The following is a 26505-nucleotide window of genomic DNA, read 5'->3' as shown; positions in this document are numbered from 1 at the left end:
TTGGAGCACGATTATGGCAAATGATTCGGCATTTGGCGACCTCGCCCGGCTACGGGAGATCGTGCGCGAATTCGTCGACGAGCGCGACTGGGACCAGTTCCATTCGCCGAAGAACCTGGCGTCCGCGCTGACGGTGGAGGCGGCCGAGCTGCTCGAGCACTTCCAGTGGCTGCAGCACGGCCGCGCCGAGGAGCTCGGCCCGGACAAGCTGCGGGAAGTGCGGCACGAGATGGCCGATGTGCTGGTCTACCTGGTGCGGCTGGCCGACAAGCTCGACGTCGACCTGCTGGCGGCCGTGCAGGAGAAGATGGTGCTCAACCGGGCCAAGTACCCGGCCGAGCAGGTGCGCGGCGATGCGCGCAAGTACTACGAATATCAAATACCGCCCAGGTAGTGGCTCAGCACCCCATCCGAACTGTCGACGCCGAGGATCTCCATCAGCCTCTCCAGTTCGACACCGACGTGCTCGCGCGCCTCGGTGTCTTCTTCCTGCACCAGCTCCAGCGATTGCTGGAACTGCTTGAGCACCCAGAACTTGGTCGGATGTCCCGCGATCCCGGCGAGCAGGCGGGTGGCCAGGTCATCCAGCATCACCGCCAGGCGCTCGCGTTCCGCCGACGGGTTCTCGCCCGGCAGGTCGGCCAGCTTGGGGCCGTCGCGGTAGGCGCGCAACTGCTCGAGCGTGCGCGGCACGACGAACAGCGGCGCATCCTTGACCTCGGCCATGGGATCGCGGGCCATGGCTTTATACGCCGCCGAGGCAGATGTACTTGATGACCAGGTAGTCGTCCATGCCGTACTTCGAGCCTTCGCGGCCCAGGCCGGACTGCTTCACGCCGCCGAAGGGCGCGATCTCGTTCGAGATCAGGCCGGTGTTCACGCCCACCATGCCGGTCTCGATCTGTTCGGCCACGCGCCATACGCGGCCGATGTCGCGCGAGTAGAAGTAGGAGGCCAGGCCGTATTCGGTGTTGTTGGCCAGGGCGATCACTTCCTCCTCGGTCTTGAAGCGGAACAGCGGCGCCACCGGGCCGAAGGTTTCCTCGTCCGACACCAGCATGTCGGGCGTCACGTCGGCCAGCACGGTCGGCTGGAAGAAGCTGTGACCGAGCTCATGGCGCTTGCCACCCAGCAGCAGGCGAGCGCCTTTGCCCAGCGCGTCGGCGATATGCTTCTCGACCTTGACGATGGCCTTGTCCTCGATCAGCGGACCCTGGTTCACGCCCGGCTCCATGCCGTTGCCGACCTTCAGTCCCTTGACCTTCTCGGTGAAGCGGCGCGCGAATTCGTCGTACACGCCGTCCTGCACGTAGATGCGGTTGGCGCAGACGCAGGTCTGGCCGGCGTTGCGGTATTTGGAGGCGATCGCGCCCTCGACCGCGGCGTCGAGGTCGGCATCGTCGAACACGATGAAGGAGGCGTTGCCGCCCAGTTCCAGCGACAGCTTCTTGATCGTCGGCGCGCACTGTTCCATCAGCACGCGGCCGACCGGGGTCGAGCCCGTGAAGCTCAGCTTGCGCACGGTCGGATTCGCGCACATTTCGGCGCCAATTGCTTTCGCATCGCCGATGACGATCGAGAACACGCCTTTCGGTACGCCGGCGCGTTCGGCCAGCACGGCCAGGGCCAGGGCTGAGAACGGGGTCAGTTCGGCAGGCTTCAGGACGATCGGGCAGCCGGCGGCCAGGGCCGGCGCGACCTTGCGGGTAATCATCGCGGACGGGAAGTTCCACGGGGTGATCGCGGCGCAGACGCCGATCGGCTCCTTGGTCACGATCAGGCGGCGGTCGCGCGCCGGCGATTCCAGCACGTCGCCTTCGATGCGCTTGGCCTGCTCGCCGAACCATTCGAAGAACGAGGCTGCATAGCCGACCTCGCCCTTGGCCTCCGCCAGCGGCTTGCCCTGTTCGGCGGTCATGATGGCCGCCAGGTCGTCCGCGTTTTCCAGCATCAGGTCATTCCACTTGCGCAGGATGAGGGCGCGCTCGCGCGCGGTCTTCTTGCGCCATGCCGGCCAGGCGGCGTTCGCGGCCTCGATCGCGCGGCGGGTTTCCTGCGCGCCCATGTGGGGTACGGTGCCCAGCGATTCGCCGGTGGCCGGATTGGTCACCGTCACGGTCTGGCCTTCGACGGCATCGCACCATTCGCCATCGATATACGCTTGCTGGCGCAGCAGGGAAGGATCTTTCAGGTTCAGCATGGGTTCCTCGTGCTTGTTCGTGTTAGAAGACAAAGATACCACGCAATCCGCCGGCCCGTTTTGGGTACGCCGTGGCCGTCCCCACGCAACTGTCTTGCATGCGGAAGCTTCCCAGGTCCGCGTTGCGAACCGCAATTCGCGAGCTGATCTGTACAATTCAGCCGGGCTGGCGCAGGTTGTGCACTTGCGGCATCAGGAACGAACCGAAAAAAAGGCGGACAGGGATGAAAAGCTTGAAGACCAGGGGCCGTACCGCATTTCCGCGCGCCGGCGTGACGCGCATGCGCGCGATCGCCCGTGCCGCAAGCCTGGGGATGTTGATCGTTGCGGCCGCCGCTGCCGGCGCGGCCCCGGCCAGGGAGAACGCACCGTCCAGGCATACCGTACTGGTGAACGGCGCGCACGGCGAGCAGCTGCGCCTGACTGCTTATGGACAGAATATCGTGCGGATCCAAAGCGTGCGCGCCGGCGAAAAATATTTCGACGACCATCATTACGAGATGGTGGCCTCGCACGATTACAAGAATGCATTCCGTGTCAGCCGACGCGACGGCATGACGATCCTCAGGCTCGACGGACCGAATGCCATCGAACTCGATATCGACCAGGACACGCTGGCGATCCGTTATTTCATCGATGGCCGGCCGGCGCCGGTCCTGCAGGAACGCGGCGGCGTCGAATGGCAAGGGCAGGTGATCAGGCGGCGCTTTGCATTCGACGACCATGAACACTTCACGGCCCTGGGGCACAGTTATTTCGGGCGTTCGCAGTCGATCGACCTGAAAGGCCAATCGCTGACACGCAATTACGGCGCCGCCCAGATCGACCAGGCCCCGCTGCTGGTGCCCTTCTATATTTCCAGCAAGGGCTACGGGGTCTTCCTGAACAGCACCTTCAAGAACTTCTTCAACTTCGGCAAGGACGGAGACTACGAGTTCGGCATCGATACCCTGGGCTTCGATGGCCGCATGGATTATTTCTTCATCGCCGGACCGCAGCCGAAGGACGTGCTGGCCCACTACGTCGAACTGACCGGCAAGCCGCGCCTGCCGGCCAAAGCGATGTTCGGCCTGGCCCTGTCGGACAAGAGCCACGACCACGATTCGCCGACGCCGTCCGACGAAGCCTGGTGGAAGCAGAAGATCATGGCGCACCGGGCGGCCGGCTTCCCGCTCGACCACGTCGTCAACGACAACCGCTGGCGCGCCGGCGGCGGCAAGCGCTGCGAATCGTATATCGAATGGGACAAGGGCCGGTATCCCGACCCGCGCGAATACCAGCGCTGGCTGAAGGCCAATGGCCTGGTGTCGACGCTCGATTTCAACCGCTGCGTGGCGCAATACAGCGAAGGCTGGCGCAGGAGTTTCAACCTGCCCGAACCCGGCAAGATCGATTTCGCCCAGAGCGCGCCGGACCTGACCAATCCCGCATTCAGGAAGTGGTTCTGGGACATCCTGTACAAGAAGTCCCTGGATCCTGCCTTGCACTATCCGGGCGACGCATTATGGATCGACGAATTCGACGAACAGGGTGCTGCGCCGGAAACGATGATCCTCGCCAATGGACTGAGTTCGGCCGAAATGCGCAATTACTGGTTCTTCCTGATTTCGAAAGCCCTGGTCCAGCAGGGCTGGGATACATCGGCCATCAAGGAGAGGCCCTATGTCTGGGTACGCGGCATGACCGCCGGCGCGCAGCGTTACGCTACCTTGTGGAGCGGCGATATCAAGCCGAACTTCGACGAAATGAAGATGCAGATCCGCGGCATGCAGCTTGCCGGCCTGTCGGGATTCCCGTACTGGGGCCACGATGCCGGCGGTTTCTACGACTGGACGGCGAAAACCGGCCCGGACGCCGAGCTGTACATGAAATGGTCGATGGCCTTCGGCAGCTTCGCGCCGATCTGGAAACCGCACGGCGCCGGCCCATCGCGATGGCCGCTCGATCGTAGCGGCGAAGAACAGGCGGTCGCCCACCGGTTCGCCAGGCTGCGCTATGAACTGATGCCTTACATGTATTCGGCCGCGCACGAAGCCGCCAGCACCGGCATGCCGATCGCCCGCGCGATGCTGCTCGCCTACCCGGAGCAGGAAAAAGCCTGGCAATACGATCTGCAATACATGTGGGGGCCAAGTCTGCTGGTGGCGCCGTTCACCAGCGCCGACCAGGTGCAGGATGTCTGGCTACCCCCGGGACAGTGGTTCGACTATTGGCGACCGCAGCATGTCCTGCAAGGCGACACGGTCATTCCCATCAAGCCGGATGCCAATGAAATCGCGCTGTTCGTGAAAGCGGGCTCGATCATTCCTGGGCAGGCATTCGCACTCAGCACCCGGTTCGCCGACAAGTCGATGCTGCGACTCGACGTGTACGGCGGCGCCGACGGCGACAGCCAGCTCATCGAGGACGACGACACCACCGAGGATTACCGGCTGCACGGCAGGCAAATGACGACAGCGATCAGCTACCGCGCCGCCGCCGGCGTACTGCATATCGGCGCCGCGCGCGGCGATTATGCGGGGGCGCCGGCGCAACGGTCGTATCGCATCACGCTGCATGGCGTGCCCGCGCCGGCCTGCTTCACGATCAACGGTATCCGGGCCACGGAGGTGCAGACGAGCAAGGAGCAGGAAACGCAGATCGTCGTGCCGAAAACCAGTGTCCGAAAAGACCTGACGATTGCGGCTTGCCGCTGAATACGGAAGTTCGGTGATAGTCTAGAAAGACACGCAGACTGTACTGGAGGTATCGATGACCATCAAAGTTTATCGCTACGCGCAATACCCGCTCGACCATGACGAATCCTTGTCGCACGCTTACGCAACGATGGCCTTCATCATCCTCAACAAGTTGACGGCCATGCCGGACAGCGAAATGGACGTCGATCCGGCGCACGTCGACGAGGAAGGGCGCTATCTCGGGCTTCACGGCGGCCATCCCGGGTGATACGCCCGCTGCCATTGCCGGTTCGTGTTGGCATGCTTCTTCAGTTGACGATAAGATTTTGCTATCGGTTTCTGAACAGGGACCCATCCCGTCATCAGATCTAATTGATTTGGATCAACGGCCACTCGCACTCGGATCAGATTGCAGTATGATGGTCCGTGTGCGCCTCACTTCAAGGTAGAGAACATGCGCCCGATCGTTATCGTCCCCGCTTGTACCCGTGATTTTGGAGAACATCCGTATCACGCGGCCCAGCACAAATATGTCGACGCAGTCGTGATCGGCGCCGATTGCGCCCCCATGATCCTGCCGTCGCTGGGCGAGGCGCTCGATCTGGAAACCATGCTCGACCTGTGCGACGGCATCATGCTGACTGGCTCGGCATCGAACGTTCATCCCAGTTATTACTCCGAAGAAGTTCTCGACCCGACCCTGCCGCAGGATCCGGCGCGCGACCAGACCACGCTGCCGCTGATCCGCGAGGCGGTCAAGCGCGGCATTCCGATCATCGCGATCTGCCGCGGCTTCCAGGAAATGAACGTGGCGCTGGGCGGCAGCCTGTTCCAGGCGGTGCAGGCGGTGCCGGGGCATTTCGACCACCGCGAGAATCCCGAGCTGGGGATGGACGAGCAGTACGGCGACGCGCACAAGATCCGCATCATCGAAGGCGGGATGCTGCACGGCATCCTGGGCAAGGACGAAATCCCCGTCAATTCCCTGCATGGCCAGGGCGTCAACGGGCTCGCGCCGGGCCTGACGGTCGAAGCGGTGGCGGAGGACGGCCTGGTCGAGGCATTTTCGGTCTCGATCTCGCCGGGCTTTACCCTGGCCGTCCAATGGCATCCGGAATGGCGCATTGCCCAGAACCCGCACTCGATGAAGATGTTCGGCGCCTTCGGCGATGCCTGCCGCGCCCGCTTTCAATCCAAGAAACGGAAGAGTCTATGACCGCCTATGAAAAATGGGCGGCCCGCTCCGTTCCATAGCTTCCCTGTTCAGACAAGCCCGCGCCCTGCGGGCCGCGCTTGCGCGCCCGCGACCTTTCAACGAACAGAGGCATCATCATGGCTATCCGCGACAATTTTTCTTATAACGACATGGACGAGTGGCTCAACGGCAAGCGAGTCACCGAAATCGAATGCCTGGTCCCTGACCTGACCGGTGTTGCCCGTGGAAAGATTTTGCCACGTGTAAAATTTACCGAAGACCGCGGCATGCGCCTGCCGGAAATCGTGCTGGGCATGACCGTCACCGGCAACTCGCCCGAGAACGACGACGCCTTCGACCGCGCGATCTCGACCACCGACCGCGACATGATCCTGAAGGCCGACCCCGGCACGATCACGATGGTGCCGTGGGCCGTCGACCCGACCGCGCAAGTCATCCACGACTGCTATTTCGCCGACGGCCGCCTGGTCGACTTCGCCCCGCGCAGCGTGCTGCGCCGCGTGCTCAAGCTGTACGAGCAGAAGGGCTGGAAGCCGCTGGTGGCGCCGGAACTCGAGTTCTACCTCACCGCCAAGAACATCGATCCCGACCTGCCGCTGGCCGCGCCGATCGGCCGCAGCGGCCGTTCCGAGACCAGCCGCCAGGTCTACAGCATCGACGCCGTCAACGAGTTCGATCCGCTGTTCGAGGACATCTACGACTACTGCGACATGATGGGCCTGGACGTCGACACCCTGATCCACGAGATCGGCGCCGGCCAGATGGAGATCAACTTCCAGCACGGCGAGCCGCTCGGCCTGGCCGACAAGGTCTTCTATTTCAAGCGCACCCTGCGCGAGGCCGCACTGAAGCACGACATGTACGCCACCTTCATGGCCAAGCCGATGGCCGGCGAACCCGGCTCGGCGATGCACGTGCACCAGAGCGTGGTCGACGGCGACACCGGCCGCAACATCTTCAGCACCGAGGACGGCGCGCCTTCGGACCTGTTCCGCTGGTATGTCGGCGGCCTGCAGAAGTACATGCCGTCGGCGATGGCGATCGTCGCTCCCTACGTGAACTCCTACCGCCGCATCGTGCGCCGCACTGCCGCGCCGATCAACCTGCAGTGGGGCGTGGACAACCGCACCGTCGGCATCCGGGTGCCGGTATCGGGCTCGCAGGACCGCCGCGTCGAGAACCGCGTGATCGGCGCCGACGCCAACCCCTACCTGGCGCTGGCCGTGACCCTGGCCTGCGGCTACCTCGGCATCCAGGACCAGCTCGAACCGACCCCGATGGTCGAGGGCAGCGCCTACAAGATGGCGGTCGAACTGCCGCAGGGCCTGCCGGAAGCCCTGACCCTGCTGCGCGGCGACGACCGCCTGCGCGACATCCTGGGCGAGCGCTTCATCGATGTGTATTCCGCGGTCAAGGAACTCGAGCACCAGGAGTTCATGACCGTGATCAGCCCGTGGGAACGGGAACACCTGCTGCTCCATGTGTAAAAGACGGATAACAATGGGAGTCCATCATGGCAAGCGACATCATTGCGGGCACCGACGTGCTCGCGCCGGTCCGGGAGGTCGACAGCCCGGGTTTTGACACGCGCGCGCTGCAGGCGCTCGACAGCGCGCATTACCTGCACCCCTTCACCGACCATGGTGCGCTGCGCGATCGCGGCGCGCGCGTGATGGTGCGCGGCGACGGCATCTACCTGTGGGATTCCGAGGGCCGCAAGCTGATCGACGGCATGTCGGGCCTGTGGTGCGTGAACGTCGGCTACGGCCGCGCCAGCATCACGGCCGCCGTGGCCCGGCAGATGGACACGCTGCCTTTCTATAACAGCTTCTTCAACACGACCAACGTGCCGGCGGTGATGCTGGCGGCGCGCCTGGCCGAACTGGCGCAGGGCGTCGGCGGCATCAAGCACGTGTTCTTCACCGGCTCCGGCTCGGAAGCCAACGACACCATCGTGCGCATGGTGTGGCGCTACTGGCAGGTGATGGGCCAGCCTCGGCGCCAGGCGATCATCAGCCGCCGCAACGCCTACCACGGCAGCACCGTGGCGGGGGCGTCGCTGGGCGGCATGGCCGGCATGCACGCGCAGGGCGCGCTGCCGATCCCGGGCATCCACCACATCGAACAGCCGCATTTCGCCCAGCACGGACAGGGCATGAGCGAGGCGGAGTTCGGCCTGCGCGCGGCCGGCTGGCTGGAAGAGAAGATCCTCGAACTCGGGCCGGAAAACGTCGCCGCCTTCATCGGCGAGCCGGTACAGGGCGCTGGCGGCGTGATCATCCCGCCGCCCACCTACTGGCCCGAAATCCAGCGCATCTGCGACAAGTACGGCGTGCTGCTGGTGTCCGACGAAGTGATCTGCGGCTTCGGCCGCCTGGGCACCTGGTTCGGCTGCCAGCTGATGGGCTTCCGGCCCGACCTGATCGCCTTCGCCAAGGGCGTGAGCTCGGGCTATGTGCCGCTGGGCGGGGTGCTGGTCGGCGCCCGGGTCGCGCACGCGCTGGTCGAGAAGGGCGGCGACTTCAACCACGGCTTCACGTATTCCGGCCACCCGGTCGCCTGCGCGGCGGCGCTCGAGAACCTGCGCATCATGGAAGAGGAAAAGCTGGTCGAGCGGGTGGCGCTGGAGACCGGGCCGCACCTGAAGGCCGCGTTCGCGGCGCTGGCCGCGCACCCGCTGGTCGGCCATGCCGAGAGCATCGGCATGGCGGCCGCGCTGAACCTGGTGCGGCGCAAGGGGACGAGCATGCACGACGGCGAAGCGTTCGCGCCCGAGCTGGCGGTCGGGATGGTGTGCCGCGGGCACATGTTCGACAACGGCGTGATCATGCGCGCGGTGGGCGACCGGATGATCGTGGCGCCGCCGCTGGCGATGAGCACGGCGCAGATCGATGAGATGGTGGAGCGGATCCGCTACTGCCTGGACCTGACGCTGGACGATGTGCGGGGAAGGGGATGGCTGGACTGACGCCGATGAAAAACTTGGGTCCCCGCACAGGCGGGGACCCAAGTTCATCGTTTAAACACTGACCGCCGTCTTGTGCGGCTCATGCCGGTTCTTGAGTACCTGCGGCGCCAGCGAGCCGGCGAACATGCCTGCGAAGGCCGCGATCAGGCCGGCCAGCTGGCCCGGGAAGGCCTCGCCCAGCTTGGAGATCTGCGGGAAATACAGGATCCAGGTGGCGATACCGGCCGCGATCGACAGGATCGCGCCCTGGGTGGTGGCGCGCTTCCAGTACAGCCCCATCACCAGCGGCACGAAGGCGCCGACCAGGGTCACCTGGTAGGCCGAGGACACGAGGTCGTAGATCGAGGTGCCCTTCATCGCGATCGCGTACGCCAGCACCATGGCCGCGAACACGACGATGGTGACGCGCATGGCCAGCAGCTGCTGGCGGTCGCTCATGCCCGGACGCAGGTTCTTGAGGATGTTCTCGGTAAAGCTGGTCGAGGGCGCCAGCAGGGTGGCCGAAGAGGTGCTCTTGATCGCCGACAGCAGGGCGCCGAAGAACAGGATCTGCATGACGAGCGGCATGCGGGTCATCACGAAGGTCGGCAGCACGCGCTGGTAGTCGTTCTTGGCCAGCTCCATCGCCTCGTTGCCCATCACGATCACGGCGCAGGCGACGATGAACATCGGCACCGCGGCGAACAGGATGTAGCTGGCGCCGCCGATCACGGCGCCGGCGCGCGCGGTCGGGGCGTTCTTGGCCGACATCACGCGCTGGTAGACGTCCTGCTGCGGGATCGACCCCAGCATCATCGTCACGGCCGAGCCGACGAAGAAGGCGACGTCGGTGAACTTCGCCTGCGGCAGGAAAGTCCACAGGTCCTTCTGCTGGACCATGTGCAGCACATTGTCGCTGCCGCCCGCCAGTTGCGAGGAGAAGTAGGCGATGATGGACAGGCCCACCACCAGCACGATCATCTGGATGAAGTCGGTGATCGCCACCGCCAGGAAGCCGCCCACCACCACGTAGATCAGCACGGCGAGGGTGCCGACGATCATGCCGGCGGTCTCCGACATCGCGCCGCCGGTCAGCACCGAGAACACCAGGCCCAGCGCGGTGATCTGCGCCGCCACCCAGCCGAGGTAGGACAGGATGATCGCGGCCGAGCAGAACACCTCGATGCCCTTGCCGTAGCGCGCGCGGTAGTAGTCGCCGATGGTCAAGAGGTTCAGTTTGTACAGGCGGGCGGCGAAGAACAGGCCGACCAGGATCAGGCAGGTGCCGGCGCCGAACGGGTCTTCGACCAGCGCGCCCAGGCCGCCCTGCACGAACTTGGCCGGAATGCCCATCACGGTCTCGGCGCCGAACCAGGTGGCGAAGGTGGTGGTGATCACCATGATCAGCGGCAGGCTGCGGCCGGCCACGGCGAAGTCGGCGGTATTCTTGATCCTCGAACCGGCCCAGACGCCCAGGCCGAGCGTGCCCAGCAGGTAGAGCACGACAGACGAAATCAGGATGGTGTTCATTGCACTTGTGCTCCGGGCGAAAGAGTAATTTCGGGCGGGAAAAATTCGCGATTATAGCGGCATAAATCGGCAATTGGATCGATTTTGTTTGCTAGTATCGACCAGACAACAGCAATGCATCCAGAAGGAGACAAGATGACGTCGAACTCATGGCATGAACGTTCCAAAACGGTGCGGATCGATGGCCGCGCGCTCATTGGCGGCAAGCGTATCGACGCCATCGCCGGCGCCCGTTTCGACTGTATCTCACCGATCGACGGACGCAAGCTCGGCGAAGTCGCGCGCTGCGGCGCCGAAGACGTCGATGCTGCCGTCGCCGGCGCCCGCGCCGCCTTCGAGGACGGCCGCTGGTCCGGCAAGGCGCCCGCCGAGCGCAAGCGCGTATTGATCCGCTTCGCTGACCTGATGCTGGCGCACAAGGACGAGCTGGCGCTGCTGGAAACCCTCGACATGGGCAAGCCGATCCGCTACAGCCGCAGCGTGGACGTGCCGCTGGCCCAGAACTGCATCCGCTGGTACGGCGAGGCGATCGACAAGATCTACGACCAGGTCGCGCCGACCGCGCAGGACAGCCTGGCCCTGATTCAGCGCGAGCCGGTCGGCGTGGTGGCGGCCATCATCCCCTGGAACTACCCGATGCTGATGGCGGCCTGGAAGATCGGCCCGGCCCTGGCCGCCGGCAACAGCCTGGTCCTGAAACCGTCGGAAAAAGCGCCGCTCACCTCCTTGCGCCTGGCCGAACTGGCGCTCGAAGCCGGCGTGCCGGAAGGCGTGTTCAACGTCCTGCCCGGTTTCGGCGACGAAGCGGGCAAGGCGCTCGGCCTGCACATGGACGTCGACTGCATCGCCTTCACGGGATCGACGCGCGTCGGCAGGCAGATCCTGCAGATGGCGGGGCAGTCGAACCTGAAGCGCGCCTGGACGGAGCTGGGCGGCAAGTCGGCCAACATCGTGTGCGCCGACTGCCCCGACCTGGACGCCGCGGTGCTTGGTGCGATCGGCGCGATCTACTTCAACCAGGGGGAGAGCTGCAACGCGCCCTCGCGCCTGTTCGTCGAAGAACCGATCCGCGAAGCCTTCCTCGACAAGGCCATGGCCCTGATGCCGAAGTACGCGCCGGGCGATCCGCTCGACCCGGAGACCGTGATGGGCGCCATCGTCGATGCGGCCCAGATGAAGACCGTGCTCGGCTATATCGAGGACGGCAAGGCCTCGGGCGCGCGCCTGCTCGCGGGCGGGGCCGCCACCCGCGCGGAAACCGGCGGCCTGTACATCGAGCCGACCCTGTTCGACGGCGTCGACCACACGATGCGCATCGCGCGCGAAGAGATCTTCGGGCCGGTGCTGTCGGTGCTGTCCTTCACCGACCTCGACGAAGCGGTACGCCAGGCCAACAGCACATCCTACGGCCTGGCGGCGGCGGTGTGGACGGCGGACATGAGCAAGGCGATCCGCACGGCGCGCAAGCTGCGCGCCGGCACCGTACACGTGAACCAGTACGACAACGACGACATCACCGTGCCCTTCGGCGGTTATAAACAGTCGGGCAACGGGCGCGACAAGTCGCTGCACGCGTTCGACAAGTACACGGAGTTGAAGACGACCTGGATCCGGGTCTAGATGGCCATCTCGCGCAGCACCTTCGAGGCCTCCCTGCTCGCCGTCAGCACCGTCCCGTCGCGCATCTGGATCACCAGCTGCGACTGCTCGTCCGCCCGCATCGAATCGACGAAGTCCAGGTTTACCAGCGCCGAGCGGTGCACGCGGATGAAGCGGGCCGGGTCGAGCTGGACTTCGAGTTCGGAGATGCCGATGCGGACCAGGAAGGTCTGGCCGCGCGCGGCGATCGCCGTGTACTTGGAATCGGCCTTCAGGTATTCGATCTCGTTCAGCGACAGCGGGAAGATGCGGCCGCGGTCGCGCACCAGGATGCGCTCCAGCCGGCCCGGCGCACGCTGGACCGCCTGCGCCAGGGCCGCGTCGACGATCGCGCGCGGCGGCGCGGGCGACTCCAGCAGGCGCGCCACGGCGGCGTCGAAGCGGGCGCGGGTGAACGGCTTGAGCAAATAATCGATCGCGTTCAGTTCGAAGGCCGTCACCGCGTACTGGTCGTAGGCGGTGGTGAACACGATGTCGGGCGTGCAGCGCAGGCGGCGCAGCACTTCCAGTCCGGTCATCTCCGGCATCTGGATGTCCATGAAGACGACGTCGGGACGGATCCGGTCGATCTGTTCGAGCGCCGTGGCGCCGTCGCCGGCCTCGCCGACCAGGCGCAGCCCCTGGTGCGCGTAGATGGCGTCGCGCAGGACCTCGCGGGCCAGCGGCTCGTCCTCGGCAATGAATACGGTTTTCGTGTCCAATCAAGTCTCCTTCGGTCAGGCCGCTTCGAGGGGGATCGACATCGTCACCATGAAGCCGGATCCGGGTGCGGTCTCGATCCGCAGCGCACCGGCCGGGCCGTACTCGAGCTGCAGGCGCCGTTCGACGGTGCGGATACCCAGGCCGTTCGACTGCCTGACGGCGGCGAGGTCGGCGCCGGGGCCATCGTCGCCCACGCTCATGGTGAGAAGCCGGGCCGCCTCGTCGACGCGGGTGCGGATGCGCAGCAGGCCCGGCCGGCTGTGCGGATTGAACGCATGCTTGATGCTGTTCTCGACCAGCGGCTGCAGCGACAGCGCCGGCAGCGGCAGGCCGGCGGCGTCGGCGTCGATTTCCCATTCGATCTTCAGGCGCGGGCCCAGGCGCAGGCTCTCCAGTTCGAGGTAGTCGCGCACGAAGCGCAGCTCGTCCTCCAGCGTCACGCGGTCGCTGCCGCTCTTTTCCGTGTCGAGCACGTAGCGCAGCATGTCGGAGAACTGGAAGAGCGCGGTCTCCGCGGCCTCCGGGTTCCTGCGGGTCAGTGCGATGATGGAATGCAGGGTGTTGAACAGGAAGTGCGGATTCAGCTTGTTGCGCAGCGCGTTCAGCTCGGACGCCACCAGCAGGGTATGGGCCTGCTGGATGGCGATGGCCTGGCGCTGTCGCGCGTGACCCATGCGGACCGTCTGGAAGATCGCGGCGATCACGACATAGGTCATCATGCTGTACAGCACCGGCCAGATATACCAGGACAGGGGTCGCGCGGTGTCGAGCATCGTCGACAGCAGCCAGTAGGAGCCGATGCCGTAGATGGCAGCGCTGAGCAGGTGGACCAGGAACAGCAGCGGCACGGCCAGGCGCCTGCGCTCGATCCAGCCGCTCAGCGGCCAGACCAGGGCCAGGACGAAGGCTTGCGGCCAACTCCAGAGGATGTCGCCGCTGTTACGCCAGTTGAAATGACCATGACGCAAGTCGTCCACCTGCACCGCAAAGAACAGGATGCACAGATAGACGATCCAGCCGATGGCGTACAGGCGCCACATGCGGGCGGTCGGGATGTCGTGCTGGGTGGTGTGTTCCATAACAGAAAGTATGGCGCAGAATGCGGACGAGGGGGCGGCGATGACGCCAACTGCGGATTCCTTGCAACGAATCGCAGGATCGTGACGCGGGCGGAAGTAACAGCGGCAGCGGCGCGCGGCAGCCGGCAGGCCGGTGCTATATTCATCCGCATCGAAGCAAGGCAGGACCGATGATGAGCGAGGCGGGCGGCGGTTCGATGCGGGACTTTCTGCGTGACCACAATATCCACGAGGTGGAGTGCGTCATCGCGGACATGACCGGCATCGCCCGCGGCAAGATCCTCCCGAAAGACCTGTTCCTGTCCGGCGAGCACATGCGCCTGCCCAAGAGCGTGCTGCTGAACACCGTCCACGGCGAGCAGCCGAACAACACGCCCTATGTCGGCTCGATCGATCCGGACATGGTCTGCGTGCCCGATCCGGCCACCATGCGGGTCGTGCCCTGGGCTACCGAGCGGGTCGCCTGCGTGATCCACGATTGCCGGAACTTCGACGGCAGCCTGGTCGAACTGGCGCCGCGTTCGGTGCTGCGGCGCGTGCTGGACAAATACCGCGAGCGCGGCTGGCAACCGGTGGTGGCGCCCGAGATGGAGTTCTACCTGGTGGCGCGCAACACCAATCCGCACGAACCCCTGAGTCCGCCGACCGGGCGCAGCGGCTTCACGGAGCAGGGACGGCAGTCGTATTCGATCGACGCCGTCAACGACTTCGATCCCTTCTTCCTGGAACTGTCCGCCTTCTGCAAGCAGCACGAGCTGGGCGTCGAAACCCTGATCCACGAAGCCGGCGCCGGCCAGATGGAGATCAATTTTACGCATGGCGACGCGCTCGAGCTGGCCGACCGCGTGTTCCTGTTCAAGCGCGCGGTGCGCGAGACGGCGCTGCGGCACGGCATCTTCGCCACCTTCATGGCCAAGCCGATGGAAACCGAGCCGGGCAGCGCCATGCACGTGCACCAGAGCGTGGTCGAGCTTGCTACCGGCCGGAACATCTTTTCGAACGAGGATGGCAGCGAAAGCACGCTGTTCCGTCAATTCATCGGCGGACTGGAAAAATACGTGCCTCCAAGCACCTTATTGTTCGCGCCCCATGTCAATTCCTACCGGCGCCTGTCGCGCTTCCAGTCGGCGCCGATGAACGTGCACTGGGGCTACGACAACCGCACCTGCGGCATCCGCGTGCCGAATTCCACGCCGCTCAACCGCCGGGTCGAGAACCGCGTGCCGGGCGTCGACGTGAATCCCTACCTGGCGATGGCGGCGACCCTGGCCTGCGGCTGGCTCGGCATGACCGGCGGCCTGCAGCCGGCCGCGCCGACCGTGGACAGCGCCGAGCACATCCACGGCGAACTGCCGCGCAACCTCGAAGATGCGATCCAGCAGCTGCGCGGCTGCCCGGCGCTCAGCGCCATGCTGGGGCCGCTGTTCGTGGAAGCCTTCTGCGAGGTGAAGGAGCTGGAGTTCGCGACCTTCTCGCGGGTGATCAGTTCCTGGGAGCGGGAACACTTGATGCTGCTGGTGTGAAATAATCCAGCGGATGAAATCCGCCGACCACCTCACTCCCAGCACCACCGCCACCGCCACCGCCGCGATCGCCAATGGAAGCGCGGCGGCGCGCTGGGCCATCTCCGCCCTGTTCCTGCTGAACGGCAGCGCGATCGGCCTGTGGGCCGCGCACGTGCCGGTCGTGCAGGCGCGCGCCGGCATCGATACCGGCACCCTGGGCCTGCTGCTGCTGACGATCGCCGGCGGCGCGCTCTCCGCCATGCCCTTGTCCGGCTGGATGGCGGGGCGCTGGGGCACGCGTCCGGTGGTGCTGGGCGCGGCCTGGCTGCTGGCCCTCACCGCCGCGCTGCTGATGAACGTGGCGGGCCTGGCGCCGCTGTTCCTGGCCGCCTATGCCTTCGGCGCCAGCAACGGCGTGATGGACGTCTCGATGAACGCCAACGCCAGCGAGGTCGAGACGGCGCGCGGCATCCCGACCATGTCTTCCTTCCACGGCTTTTACAGCCTGGGCGGGCTGCTGGGCGCGGCCCTGGGCGGCGTCCTGATCGGCGCCGGTCTCGGCGATGGCCGCGGCGCGCTGATGGCGGCCGTGGCGATCGGCGCCGGCGCCGCGCTGTGTACGCCCTTCGTGCTGCGGACGGCGCCATCGAAGCACGAAAGCCACTTCGCCCTGCCGCGCGGGCCGGCGCTGTTCCTCGGCCTGCTCGCCCTGCTGTGCTTCGCGGTCGAGGGCGCGCTGGTCGACTGGAGCGCGCTGCTGCTGACCGAGCGCGCCAGGGCCGAACCGGCATCGGCGGCCCTCGGCTATTCGGCGTTCTCGATCGCGATGGCGGCCTGCCGCTTCGCGGGCGACCGCCTGGTGCTGCGCTTCGGGGCGGTGCGGGTGATGGTGATCGGCGGCCTCGGCATGTTCTGCGGCCTGCTGCTGGCCGTGCTCAGTACCCGGGCCCTGCTGTCGGCCTGCGGCCTGGCGCTGATCGGGCTGGGCGCCGCGAACGTGGTGCCGCTGCTGTTCTCGGCCGCCGCGCGCACGCCCGGCATGTCGGCCGGCGGCGGACTGGCGACTGTCGCCACGCTGGGCTATGCCGGACTGCTGCTGGCGCCGCCGCTGATCGGTTCGCTTGCCGCGCACACGAATATCGCGGTCGCGCTGGGGATGCTTTCCCTGGCGGGAATCGTGATCGCCGCGAATGCGCGGGCAGTAAAACGGTAGCGGCACGACCGCAGGGTGGGCTCCCCGAGCCCACGCAGCCATTATCGGTATTCGCGCAGCACGGTATAGCCGCTGCCATCCCCGGTCTTCGATTCCACCAGCGCGTAATGGTCGGCCAACCAGTCGATCGCCGGCCCCTGCGGCGGGACCGCGGCGCCCGTCGCCCGCCGCGCCATGGTCACGTGCGGCCGGTAGGCGCGCGGCTCCAGCGGCAGGCCGACGCCGGTCAGGGCCCTTGCCAGCGCCGCATGCAGGTCCAGCAGCTCCTGGGGGACCGACGACGGCGACAGCACCGCGATCCCCTTATGCCACAGCTCCGCAACGCCCAGCTGCAGCCGGAACGGCGACATGGGCACCGCCAGGCCGTCGAGCAGCGCCGGCAGGCTGTCGCTCGGCTGGTTGCCGAGGAAGTGCAGCGTCAGGTGCAGTTTATCGGTGTGGACGGGCGTGGCGCCGCGCGGCCAGGCCCACAGCTCACGCCACTCGCGCAACTGCTCGCGCACGGCAGGGTCCGGCCAGAGCGCGAGGAACAGGCGGGTGGCGCCGGCCATGTCAGAAGCAGTGTTCCGGCGCCGGGAAGCTGCCGTCCTTGACCGCCGCCACATAGGCCTGCACGGCGGCGTCGATGCTGGTCTGCCCGTCCATGAAGTTCTTCACGAAGCGCGCCTTGCGGCCCGGGAAGACGCCCAGCAGGTCGTGCATCACCAGCACCTGGCCCGAGCAGTCGGGACCGGCGCCGATGCCGATGGTCGGCACCTGCAGCATTTCGGTCACTTCCTTGCCCAGCGCCGCCGGCACCGCTTCGAGCAGCACGATGGCCGCGCCGGCGTCCTGCAGGGCCTGGGCGTCGCGCTTGAGCTGGTCGGCGCCTTCGCTGGTCTTGCCCTGCACCTTGTAGCCGCCCAGCTGGTGCACGAATTGCGGGGTCAGGCCGATGTGGGCGCATACCGGGATGCCGCGCTCGACCAGGAAGCGTACGGTCTCGGCCAGCCAGGCGCCGCCTTCGATCTTGACCATCTGGGCGCCGGCGCGCATCAGGGTGGCGCAGCTGTCGTAGGCCTGTTCCCTGGTGCCGTAGCTGCCGAAGGGCAGGTCGGCCAGTACCAGCGCGTTCTTGCGGCCGCGCACCACGGAGGCGGTGTGGTAGGCGACATCGGCCACCGTCACCGGCAGGGTCGAGTCGTAGCCGGCGCAGACCATGCCCAGCGAGTCGCCGATCAGCAGGATCTCGACGCCGCAGCGGTCCATCAGCGCGGCAAAGCTGGCGTCGTAGCAGGTGAGCATGGCAATCTTCTGGCCGGCCGCGCGCATCGCGCGCAGCGACGGGATGGTCACGGCCATCGGCACCGGTTTGGCCGGTGCGGCCACCGGCGCCTGCGCAGCCTGGTCCGCGCCCGGCGCCGCCATGTCCTTGCCCTGCAAATATCCGCTCATGTTTTTCCTTTGCAATTCATAAAAAAGCTGTCGGGATGATACCGACGGCGTAGTGTAATGCCAAGACAGAATTCCTGCCCGGAGGGCTGCTGGCCATGGCGGTCCCGCCGACATTGACTTTACCCGTCGGCCTGCTACAACGGATAGGATGAAGGTATCGACGAGGGAGAGACCATGGCCGGGATTGTGCGCATCGACGATACCGTCATCGATACCGAAGACTTCATCCGGACACTCAAGCTGAGCGGGCAGTTCGAAGGGCTCGTCGAGCAGATGGTGCGCGACAGGCTGACCGTGCTGGCGGCCAGGAAGCAGGGGCTGCAGCCCGCGCCGGAAGCGGTGCAGGAGCGTGCCGACCAGTTCCGGCGCATCCTGGGACTGCACCGGGCGACCGACATGAACCACTACCTCGACGTACTGGGCGTCAGCCTCGACGAGTTCGAGGATTTCATCGTCGACGGCCTGCTCCAGGAAAAGATGATGGAAAAGGTGTGCAGCCAGCAAGCCGTCGAGCACTATTTCAAACTCAATTCGCCGAAGTTCGACAGCGTCGAGATCAGCCATATCGTGCTCGATTCCGAAGGCAAGGCCAAGGAAATGCTGTCCGCATTGACCGACGATCCGGACAGCTTTGCCGAGATGGTAAGCGAGCATTCGGTGGGCGAGGCGCGCGAGAATGGCGGGGTGATCGGCAGAGTGCTGCGCGGTTCGTTGAAACCCGACATCGAGGCGCGCGTGTTCAGCGCCGCGGCCGGCGATTTGCTCGGGCCGTTTCCCACGGCCGACCGGACGCTGTTCGAAATCTACATGGTCAACGCCAGGCATCCGGCAACGCTGGACGAGGACACGACGGTGGAGGTACGCCGGCTTCTGCGCGAGGAATGGCTGGCGGCGCGGGCGCAGGAACACATCATCGAGGCCTGTCCCGCGCGCTGAGAAGGCGGAGGCGGGACGCGGCTGTCTGGCCGCAACGTGACGGACGGGTTCGCGGGGCACCGACATGGACTCAGTGGCGCAACAACAGCAATCCCCCGCTGAATTCCTGGCGGCCGTCGAAATCCTGTCCGTGTTCACCGCGGAGGAGCTGGAGCAGCTCGCCGCCGCGATCGAGACGCGCGCGTATGCCTTCGGCGACACCATCTGCAGCGCCGGCGACGCCGCCGACGGGCTGTACGTCATCCGCACCGGCTCCGTGCGCGTGTTCAGCGAGGAGCACGGCAAGGAAACCAGCATGGGCGTGCGCAAGACGGGCGAGGTATTCGCCGAGATCGCCATGCTGCGCAGCTACCGGCACGAGTTGTCGGCGCGCGCTGCGCTGAAGACGGAAGTCTGGTTCATCCCGCGCACGGCGATCGAACCGGTGGTCGCCCGCAATCCCGCCGCCCTCGACTTCATCAACAACTACGTGGCGGTCAGCGCGGCCGGCGGTTTGGTTGCGCGCCTGTTCGACCTGCGCGGCAAGGTCAGCAAGCCGGAACTGGACGATTTCGTGCGCAGCGTCGGCGTCAAGCGCGTGGGCGCCGGCAAGGAAATCCTGAAGCAGGGCTCGCGCGACGATCGCCGCCTGTACGTCGTCCGCCAGGGCAAAGTGCGGGTCGTGGTCCACGACAGTACCGACGAATTCGTGGTCGCCACGCTGGGGCCGGGCGAGATCTTCGGCGAGCGCGCCTCCCTGATGCGCCAGGAACAGCCCGCCACGGTGGTGGCCGTCACGGATGCCACCGTGCTGGTGATTCCGGAAAAGTCCGCGCATTTCATCCTGGAGCGCAATGCCAAGTTTCGGGAAGCCGTCGAGGACCGCATCCGCTTTTTCGAGCGCGAACTGCACCGCCAGAAAAAGCTGGCGGAGCGGCGCAAGCGCCCCGTCGTGCTCGACCTGGCTTCCCATCCGGAACACGGCGAAAACCTCATCAAGCGCTTCGCCTGGGTCGAGCAGGCCGAGGAAATGGATTGCGGTGCGGCCTGTCTCGCGATGCTGTGCCGCCATTACGGCATCAACATGACGCTCGGGAAGCTGCGGGAGCTGGCGAACGTGACGACGCAAGGCGCCACCCTGGACAGCCTCGCGCGCGCCGGCGAGGCCCTGGGCTTCGGCACGCGCGGCGTGCAATGCACCTACGACGCGCTGCTCGGCTTCGAACTGCCGTTCATCGTGCACTGGGAAGGCTATCACTACGTGGTCGTGTACGGCGTCTCGCCCGGCCAGGTATGGGTGGCCGACCCGGCGGTCGGCTTCAAGAAGCTGAGCGTGGAAGAGTTCGAGCGCGGCTGGAGCGGCACCTGCCTCGTGTTCACGCCGGGCGAGCAGCTGCAGCAGCTGACGGCGGCCCGCTCGCCATGGCTGCGCTTCGTCGGCTACCTGCGGCCATACAGGAAGATCCTGCTGCATCTGTTTCTCGCCACCTTCGTGATCCAGATGCTGGGGATCGTACCGCCGCTCATCATCCAGAACATCCTCGACGGTGTGCTGGTGCACCAGAACGTCGGCCTGCTGCACCTGCTGATCCTGGGCTTCGTCATCTCTACCGTGTTTACCCAGATCATGTCGACCCTGCGCGCCTACCTGTCCAACTACATGGTGCGCAACCTCGATTTTTCGATGATGGCGCAGTTCTTCAAGCACACGATGTCCTTGCCGTATTCCTTCTTTGCCAAGCGCAAGACCGGCGACATCCTCGCGCGCTTTTCGGAAAACCAGACGATCCGCGCCTTCCTCACCGAATCGACCGTGACCACACTGCTGAACCTGCTGATGGTGTTCATGTACTTCACCCTGCTGTTCTTCTACAACGTGAAGCTGACCCTGCTGCTGATCGGCTTCGTCATCCCGATCGTCGCGCTGACGGTGCTGGCGACGCCCCGCATCAAGGCGTACGCGCGCGAGGTGTTCTCCGCCTCGACCGATGCGCAATCCTTCCTGATGGAAGCACTGGGAGGCATCGAGACCATCAAGGGGATGGGCAGCGAGCGGCCCGTGCGCCTGAAGTGGGAAAAGAAATACGTGAAGTCGCTCGAGACGCAATACCGCGCGCAGTCGTTCAGCATCCTCGTCGGCCTCGGCAGCCAGGTGCTGAATTCAGCGACCACCATCGTGATCCTGTGGGCCGGCGCCAGCCTGGTGCTGGAGCGCGAGCTGACCATTGGGCAGCTGATGGCGTTCAATGCCCTGATGGGCAGCGTACTAGGACCGCTGATGGGGCTGGTCGGCCTGTGGAGCCGGATGGGCGACGCCACCGTCGCGATGGAGCGCCTCGGCGACGTGCTGGATGTCGAGCCGGAGCAGAAACCCAGCGACGTCGCGGCCCGCGTCGTGCTGCCGGACCTGCAGGGCGAGCTCAGGCTCGAGCACATGTATTTCCGCTACGGCGGCGAGGATACGCCCTACGTGCTCGAGGATATCGACATCGATATCAAGCCGGGCCAGCTCGTGGCCATCGTCGGGCGCAGCGGCTCGGGCAAGACGACGCTGGCAAAACTGCTGGTGGGTTTCTACCCGCCCAGCGAGGGCAAGATTATCGTCGACGGCTACGACATGAGCGTCATCGACCGGAATTACTACCGGGCCCAGGTGGGATATGTCATGCAGAGCAACCTGCTGTTTTCCGGCACCATCGCCGAGAATATCGCCAGCGGCGACGACAGCCCGGACCGCCGCCGCGTCGAGGAGGTGGCGAAGATGGCCGATGCCCATGCCTTCATCAGCAAGCTGCCGCTCGGCTACGAGCAGGTGGTGGGGGAGCGGGGCGTGGGCCTGTCCGGCGGCCAGGTGCAGCGCCTGTGCATTGCGCGCGCCCTGTACCACGATCCGCGCCTGTTGGTGTTCGATGAGGCGACCTCGGCGCTCGATACCCAGTCCGAGAGCAACATCATGGCGAACATGGAAGCGATCCTGGCGGGACGCACCGCCGTCATCATCGCCCACCGCCTCAGTACGATCATGCGGGCCGACAAGATCGTCGTGCTGTACGAGGGCAAGATCGTCGAGCAGGGGCGTCACGACGAATTGCTGGCGCGGCGCGGCATGTACTACGAACTGGTCCAGAAGCAGCTGGGCACGGAGATGGCATGAAACTGTTCAATCCCGGCGGCGAGCGCGGATCGGCGATGTCGTATGCGGCCTTGCTGGAAAAGATCGAGATCATGCGCTCGACCCTGCGCTGGACGGCCCGGCTCGAACGGCCCGACATCGAAAAACTGCTGCGCCAGGCGAATACGCTGCGCGACGAAGTCATGCAGCTGTCGCACAAGGAACGCTTCGTGCAGGCCGTCAGCGTGGACGCCGAACGTCGGACCACGGATGAACCGGTCGCGGAGCCGCCGGCCGGCGAACGGCGTCGCGCCCTGCTGGCGCGCAGCTTCGTGTTCGAAGGCACCTTCGGCGACAACCCCAAACTGCTCGACGCCCTCGAGATCGCGGAGAAAGCCGCCCCCACCGACTTGCCCGTGCTGGTCGACGGCGAAAGCGGCACCGGCAAGGAATTGATGGCCAAGGTGATCCACGCCAACGGCACGCGGGCCGACAAGCCCTATGTTTCCGTCAACTGCGGCGCGATTCCCGACAGCCTGCTCGAGTCCGAACTGTTCGGCCACAAGAAGGGGGCGTTCACGGGCGCCGCCAACGACAGGAAAGGCAAGTTCGAGAGTGCGCACAAGGGCACCATCTTCCTCGACGAAATCGGCGAGCTGCCCTTGCCCGGCCAGGTCAAGCTGCTGCGCGTGCTGCAGTCGCACGAGATCCAGCGCGTCGGCTCGGACGAGACGATTTCCGTCGACGCCCGCATCGTCGCCGCGACCAACAAGAACCTGCGCAAGCTGATCGAGCAGGGCAGCTTCCGGGAAGATCTGTTCTACCGCCTTAGCGTGATCCACCTGACCCTGCCGCCGCTGCGCGAGCGCAAGGATGAGATCCCGCTGCTGCTCGCCTACTACGGCGACGAAGCGGCGGAGGCCTTGAAGCGGCGCCCGGTGGCCCTGACGGCGCGCCTGCGCGATTTCCTGCTGCGCTACGGCTATCCAGGCAATATCCGCGAGCTGCGCAACATCATGTACCGCCTCGCCTGCCTGGCCGGCGAGACGGCCGATCTGGCCCATTTGCCGGAAGATATCCGGCCGCCGGCGGCCGGGGTGGGCGCTGGCCTGGCCCTCAACGCGGGCGAGGCAGCCGGCGTTTCGCTGGCCGAAGCCAAGCGGGCTGCCAGCGACGAGGCGGAGCGCCATTGCCTGGAGCGGGGCTTGCAGGAAGTCGGCGGCACGGTGGCGGAGCTGGCGCGGCGCTGGGACATGAACCGCTCGCACCTGCAGATCCTGCTGAAGAAGCACGGCCTGCACTCGAAGGACTTCCGCAAGACGCATTGAGCGCACTGAGGGACACTCGCCTCACTCCAGCGCGGGATTCATCAGGGTTTTGTCGGCGGACATGTCGCAGGCGCGCACGACGACCACCGTGACGTTGTCGCTGCCGCCATTGGCCAGCGCCAGCCCGACCAGGGCCTGCGCCGCATGGGTGCAATCGCCGCAGGCCAGCGTTTCGCGGATCGCCTGCTCGGGCACGGGGGTGCTGAGGCCGTCGCTGCAGAGCAGGAAGATGTCGCCATCGTGCGTGGCCAGGGTCGTCACGTCGACCTCCAGCGTATCGCTTGCACCCACGGCCCGGGTGATCATGTTGGCGCCAACCGCGGCCGCCGCGGCATCCGCGCCCCGGGCGCGCAGCGCCGCGGCCTGGCTGTGATCGCGCGTGAGCTGCTGCAGGCGGCCCTGGCGGTACAGGTAGATGCGGCTGTCTCCCGCCCACAGGCAGGCGGCTTCCGCGCCGCAGGCGAGCAGGGTGACGACCGTGCTGCCCATTACCGGCACCTGCCGCACGCGTGCCTCGGCGCGCAGGGATGCGTTGACTTGCCCGATCCGCTCGCGCGCGCCGGCGATGCACTGCCCGATGTCGGCGTACGCAGGCAGGTTGTCGAGCGCATCGACGACGGTCCGGCTCGCTACGTCGCCGAAGGCGTGGCCGCCCATCCCATCCGCCACGGCCCACAGGCCGCGTTGGGGCTGGTCCAGGTAGGCATCCTCGTTGCGGCTGCGCACCCGGCCCACGTCCGTCTGCGCGGCGGACGTCCAGAGGAAGGTGGGGTTGCCGCTCATGTCAGGGCTGGTGCAGCGCCTTGTTCAGGCTGCTTTCGTCCACGCTCACGTTCAGGGTGGCGTTCGCGCCCGTATTGTTGACCGAGACCGTCTGGTACTGGTTGATCATCTGGTCGGCGAAATTATTGATCTGGTAAAAATTGATTACCGGCACCTGGCGCGCAGAGGCGTCGATATACGGTTGGATCCAGCCGAAGACCCAGGGCGCGCCATCGCCGCCGCGGATGGTCGACATCGCCTTGCGGTCCAATGCCGTATCGGCGGAAAGATCGTTGACGGTAATGGTAGCCATGCTGCTTCTCCGTACTGGAAGAAGGGAGACCGGAAGCCGGTCTCCCCAGTGTAGTCCAAATTTGTCGGTTTTCCGATCTTGCTGCGTTGGTGCTCAAGGTCGGACGATGCCCTTGTCGCCGCGCTGGGGGAGCTTGCTGTCGACGTGCGCGCCGCCGCCGAAGGCCGGCCCGTTGGCCGTTGCCGTCAGGACGTTCTGCTGCTGGCCCAGGTGCTGGACCGCGGAGATCGATGCATTGTCGACGCCGCCATGGCTCAGGTTCCCGAACGCGTAGCCCGGCGCATTCACGCGCCAGCCGCCGCGCACGGCGGACATGGTCGGGCGGTCGAGGTGCTCGCTGCGGGCGAGGTCGTCGATGGCGAGGCTTTTCATCGTGGGTCTCCCGTGCGCCTCAAAGGACGGCGTGGTTCGCACCCCAGAGCGAAGCGGCGAGCTGGACGTCGGGAGCAACGAAACCGGCGCCGATCACGCCATTGTTGTTGAGGACGTTCACACCGATCTGCTGGAACTGGCCGAGCTGCTGGTTGACGTTGACGTTGACGTTGATGTCCTTGCCGAGGGCGGCCATGCCGCCCCGCACGGCCGTCATGGCCTGGTTGTCGAGGGCGGCGCTGTGCGCCAGGTCGCGGATGGTAATGCTGGACATGATGTTCTCCTTGAGTGGGTAAGTGCTGCGCGGGAGCGGTGCCGGTCCCGCGCAGCGGCAAGTCAGCCGATGATCTTGTTCTGGCCGTTCTGGTGCACATTGCTGTGCACGCTGACGCCGTCCAGGAAGGCCGAGCCGTTGGCGGTGGCCGTCATCACGTTCTGTTCCTGGCCGAGGTTCTGCAAGGCGTTGATCGACGAGTCGTAGCTCGGCTTGTAAGTCAGGTCGCCGGTCTTGAACGACGGCGCATACATGCTCCAGCCGCCGCGCACGGCCGCCATGGCAGTGCGGTCCAGTTGTTCGGTGCGGTCCAGGTCTTTGATGGTCAGGGTTTTCATGGCAATGCTCCTCGAGGATGGATTGATGGATCAATGGAATCGGATGGGAGGGCGATCAGCGGCGCTCGATGGTGTTCTGGCCGTTCTGCGAGACCTTGTTGTGGACGTCCACGCCGTCGACGAAGGCCGAGCCGTTGGCGGTGGCGGTCATCACGTTCTGGAGCTGGCTCAGGTTTTGCGCTGCGTTGATCGAGGAGTCCGAGGACGGCGCGTAGGTAATGTCGCCGAACGAGTAGGACGGGGCGACATATTTGAAGCCGCCGCGCACGGCCGCCATGGCGCTGCGGTCCAGTTTGTCGGTGTGGGCCAGGTCGGTGATGATCAGGGTTTTCATGGTGAATCTCCTTGAAGGTCGGTTTGGTTGGTTGAGGCATTTGATCTGCGCTCGATGGACTATCAGCAGGATGCGTGCCAGGTCCTCCAAGTGCGCTGCGAGATTTGTGCAAGCCATTGAAAACAAAGGTATTTTTTTATGATTCACTCAGCAGCGAGGGCGCAGAACGAGACAAGCGGCATGGGCTGCGGTGGTGCTCCGGACCGAACATGTTTTACGCACTGTTTGTCGCGAACCGACAGCGTGCGAACGGCGCTTGGGGCGAGGCGGACAGCGCCAAAGAAAAAGCCGTCCGGCTGCGCACCGGACGGCTTGGTATCGGGACTGCGAACGCTCAGCGTGGCGGCGCCTTGTTCGCATCGGGCCTGGCGCTGCCGACCCGCGCAGGATCGAACAGGCGGACCCGTGGCGGGGCCGGCCGGACGAAGCGGCCGGCGGTGCGCAGGCGCGCGCCGCCGGCGATTGCCAGCATTGCCTGGCGATCCAGCTCGGTGTTTTCGGACAGATCCTTGATGACGATGGTAGCCATGGTGCCTCCTCGGAATGGCAAGTAAACGGACTGCAAGCCCACTGCCGGGACCAGGCCCGGCAGTG

At 65.7% G+C, this 26505-nt stretch carries 26 protein-coding genes; 12 read left to right on the top strand and 14 right to left on the bottom strand.

The genetic code is table 11. The features are described 5' to 3' along the window. Nucleotides 1-13: 13 nt before the first annotated feature. On the top strand, nucleotides 14-394 hold the full coding sequence (locus AM586_RS12980; RefSeq protein ID WP_047825802.1) for a nucleotide pyrophosphohydrolase: 381 nt from the start codon (nucleotides 14-16) through the stop codon (nucleotides 392-394). On the opposite strand, the gene AM586_RS12975 is transcribed toward AM586_RS12980, so the two are convergent. Then, nucleotides 376-741 carry a DUF4844 domain-containing protein gene (locus AM586_RS12975; RefSeq protein ID WP_047825803.1) on the bottom strand — a complete coding sequence of 122 codons (366 nt, stop codon included), beginning with the start codon at nucleotides 739-741 and terminating at the stop codon, nucleotides 376-378. The genes AM586_RS12980 and AM586_RS12975 overlap by 19 nt on opposite strands. Nucleotides 742-745: 4 nt before the next feature. After that, nucleotides 746-2200, bottom strand: a complete 1455-nt coding sequence (locus AM586_RS12970) for an NAD-dependent succinate-semialdehyde dehydrogenase (RefSeq protein WP_047825804.1) — start codon at nucleotides 2198-2200, stop codon at nucleotides 746-748. A gap of 224 nt (nucleotides 2201-2424) precedes the next feature. Here AM586_RS12970 and AM586_RS12965 point away from each other — a divergent pair, with 224 nt between their 5' ends. The 5 genes from AM586_RS12965 (at nucleotide 2425) to AM586_RS12945 (ending at nucleotide 9062) form a co-directional block, all read left to right on the top strand. Then, entirely contained in the window at nucleotides 2425-4896 is a 2472-nt protein-coding gene (locus AM586_RS12965; protein ID WP_229411205.1) for a TIM-barrel domain-containing protein, read from the top strand. 55 nt (nucleotides 4897-4951) lie between these two features. Further along, the gene (locus AM586_RS12960; RefSeq protein WP_047825805.1) at nucleotides 4952-5146 is read left to right on the top strand and encodes a hypothetical protein; all 195 of its coding nucleotides are present in this window, start codon (nucleotides 4952-4954) and stop codon (nucleotides 5144-5146) included. Nucleotides 5147-5332: 186 nt separating this feature from the next. Beyond that, nucleotides 5333-6094 (top strand): gamma-glutamyl-gamma-aminobutyrate hydrolase family protein, encoded by a 762-nt coding sequence (locus tag AM586_RS12955; protein WP_047825806.1) that lies wholly within the window; start codon nucleotides 5333-5335, stop codon nucleotides 6092-6094. Nucleotides 6095-6210: 116 nt separating this feature from the next. Continuing rightward, entirely contained in the window at nucleotides 6211-7581 is a 1371-nt protein-coding gene (locus AM586_RS12950) for a glutamine synthetase family protein (RefSeq protein ID WP_047825807.1), read from the top strand. A gap of 26 nt (nucleotides 7582-7607) precedes the next feature. Further along, nucleotides 7608-9062 (top strand): aspartate aminotransferase family protein, encoded by a 1455-nt coding sequence (locus AM586_RS12945; protein WP_047825808.1) that lies wholly within the window; start codon nucleotides 7608-7610, stop codon nucleotides 9060-9062. 51 nt (nucleotides 9063-9113) lie between these two features. Here AM586_RS12945 and AM586_RS12940 read toward each other — a convergent pair whose 3' ends face one another. Next, nucleotides 9114-10571 carry a sodium:solute symporter family protein gene (locus AM586_RS12940; protein WP_197416477.1) on the bottom strand — a complete coding sequence of 486 codons (1458 nt, stop codon included), beginning with the start codon at nucleotides 10569-10571 and terminating at the stop codon, nucleotides 9114-9116. 135 nt (nucleotides 10572-10706) lie between these two features. On the opposite strand from AM586_RS12940, the gene AM586_RS12935 reads away from it, so the two are divergent. Next, a complete protein-coding gene (locus AM586_RS12935) occupies nucleotides 10707-12191 on the top strand; it encodes an aldehyde dehydrogenase (protein ID WP_047825809.1) in 1485 nt (494 codons plus the stop codon). Here the strand turns inward: AM586_RS12935 and AM586_RS12930 are convergent. Continuing rightward, entirely contained in the window at nucleotides 12188-12931 is a 744-nt protein-coding gene (locus tag AM586_RS12930; RefSeq protein WP_047825810.1) for a LytTR family DNA-binding domain-containing protein, read from the bottom strand. The genes AM586_RS12935 and AM586_RS12930 overlap by 4 nt on opposite strands. Nucleotides 12932-12946: 15 nt before the next feature. Then, nucleotides 12947-14011, bottom strand: coding sequence for a sensor histidine kinase (locus AM586_RS12925; RefSeq protein WP_229411206.1), 1065 nt, complete (start codon nucleotides 14009-14011; stop codon nucleotides 12947-12949). Nucleotides 14012-14184: 173 nt separating this feature from the next. On the opposite strand from AM586_RS12925, the gene AM586_RS12920 reads away from it, so the two are divergent. After that, nucleotides 14185-15534: a glutamine synthetase family protein gene (locus AM586_RS12920; RefSeq protein ID WP_047825858.1), complete on the top strand. Its 1350-nt coding sequence runs from the start codon at nucleotides 14185-14187 to the stop codon at nucleotides 15532-15534. Nucleotides 15535-15547: 13 nt separating this feature from the next. After that, entirely contained in the window at nucleotides 15548-16729 is a 1182-nt protein-coding gene (locus AM586_RS12915) for an MFS transporter (RefSeq protein WP_109370472.1), read from the top strand. 41 nt (nucleotides 16730-16770) lie between these two features. Here the strand turns inward: AM586_RS12915 and thpR are convergent, their stop codons facing one another. Further along, nucleotides 16771-17280, bottom strand: coding sequence for an RNA 2',3'-cyclic phosphodiesterase (thpR, locus tag AM586_RS12910; RefSeq protein WP_047825811.1), 510 nt, complete (start codon nucleotides 17278-17280; stop codon nucleotides 16771-16773). A gap of 1 nt (nucleotide 17281) precedes the next feature. Then, a complete protein-coding gene (gene panB / locus AM586_RS12905) occupies nucleotides 17282-18163 on the bottom strand; it encodes a 3-methyl-2-oxobutanoate hydroxymethyltransferase (protein WP_197416478.1) in 882 nt (293 codons plus the stop codon). Nucleotides 18164-18337: 174 nt separating this feature from the next. Here panB and AM586_RS12900 point away from each other — a divergent pair, with 174 nt between their 5' ends. The 3 genes from AM586_RS12900 to AM586_RS12890 all read left to right on the top strand — a co-directional run bounded on the left by AM586_RS12900 (nucleotide 18338) and on the right by AM586_RS12890 (nucleotide 23518). After that, nucleotides 18338-19099, top strand: a complete 762-nt coding sequence (locus AM586_RS12900) for a peptidylprolyl isomerase (RefSeq protein WP_047825812.1) — start codon at nucleotides 18338-18340, stop codon at nucleotides 19097-19099. A gap of 64 nt (nucleotides 19100-19163) precedes the next feature. After that, nucleotides 19164-22232: a peptidase domain-containing ABC transporter gene (locus AM586_RS12895; protein ID WP_047825813.1), complete on the top strand. Its 3069-nt coding sequence runs from the start codon at nucleotides 19164-19166 to the stop codon at nucleotides 22230-22232. Continuing rightward, the gene (locus tag AM586_RS12890) at nucleotides 22229-23518 is read left to right on the top strand and encodes a sigma-54-dependent Fis family transcriptional regulator (protein ID WP_047825814.1); all 1290 of its coding nucleotides are present in this window, start codon (nucleotides 22229-22231) and stop codon (nucleotides 23516-23518) included. Before AM586_RS12895 ends, AM586_RS12890 begins: the two co-directional genes overlap by 4 nt. Before the next feature lie 21 nt (nucleotides 23519-23539). Here AM586_RS12890 and AM586_RS12885 read toward each other — a convergent pair whose 3' ends face one another. From AM586_RS12885 to AM586_RS12855, 7 genes are all read right to left on the bottom strand, one after another. Further along, entirely contained in the window at nucleotides 23540-24301 is a 762-nt protein-coding gene (locus AM586_RS12885; protein ID WP_047825815.1) for a PP2C family serine/threonine-protein phosphatase, read from the bottom strand. 1 nt (nucleotide 24302) lies between these two features. Beyond that, the gene (locus AM586_RS12880) at nucleotides 24303-24593 is read right to left on the bottom strand and encodes a hypothetical protein (RefSeq protein ID WP_047825816.1); all 291 of its coding nucleotides are present in this window, start codon (nucleotides 24591-24593) and stop codon (nucleotides 24303-24305) included. Nucleotides 24594-24686: 93 nt separating this feature from the next. Further along, nucleotides 24687-24965 carry a hypothetical protein gene (locus tag AM586_RS12875; RefSeq protein ID WP_047825817.1) on the bottom strand — a complete coding sequence of 93 codons (279 nt, stop codon included), beginning with the start codon at nucleotides 24963-24965 and terminating at the stop codon, nucleotides 24687-24689. 19 nt (nucleotides 24966-24984) lie between these two features. Then, entirely contained in the window at nucleotides 24985-25239 is a 255-nt protein-coding gene (locus AM586_RS12870) for a hypothetical protein (protein ID WP_047825818.1), read from the bottom strand. A 62-nt stretch (nucleotides 25240-25301) separates the two neighbouring features. Beyond that, entirely contained in the window at nucleotides 25302-25577 is a 276-nt protein-coding gene (locus tag AM586_RS12865) for a hypothetical protein (protein ID WP_047825819.1), read from the bottom strand. Between the two features lie 55 nt (nucleotides 25578-25632). Further along, nucleotides 25633-25911: a hypothetical protein gene (locus AM586_RS12860; RefSeq protein ID WP_060567131.1), complete on the bottom strand. Its 279-nt coding sequence runs from the start codon at nucleotides 25909-25911 to the stop codon at nucleotides 25633-25635. A 334-nt stretch (nucleotides 25912-26245) separates the two neighbouring features. Continuing rightward, nucleotides 26246-26440, bottom strand: coding sequence for a hypothetical protein (locus tag AM586_RS12855; protein WP_060567130.1), 195 nt, complete (start codon nucleotides 26438-26440; stop codon nucleotides 26246-26248). Nucleotides 26441-26505: the final 65 nt, after the last annotated feature.

Source organism: Massilia sp. WG5 (assembly GCF_001412595.2).
GTDB lineage: Bacteria > Pseudomonadota > Gammaproteobacteria > Burkholderiales > Burkholderiaceae_D > Telluria.
This window is presented reverse-complemented; position numbering and strand designations above follow the sequence as displayed.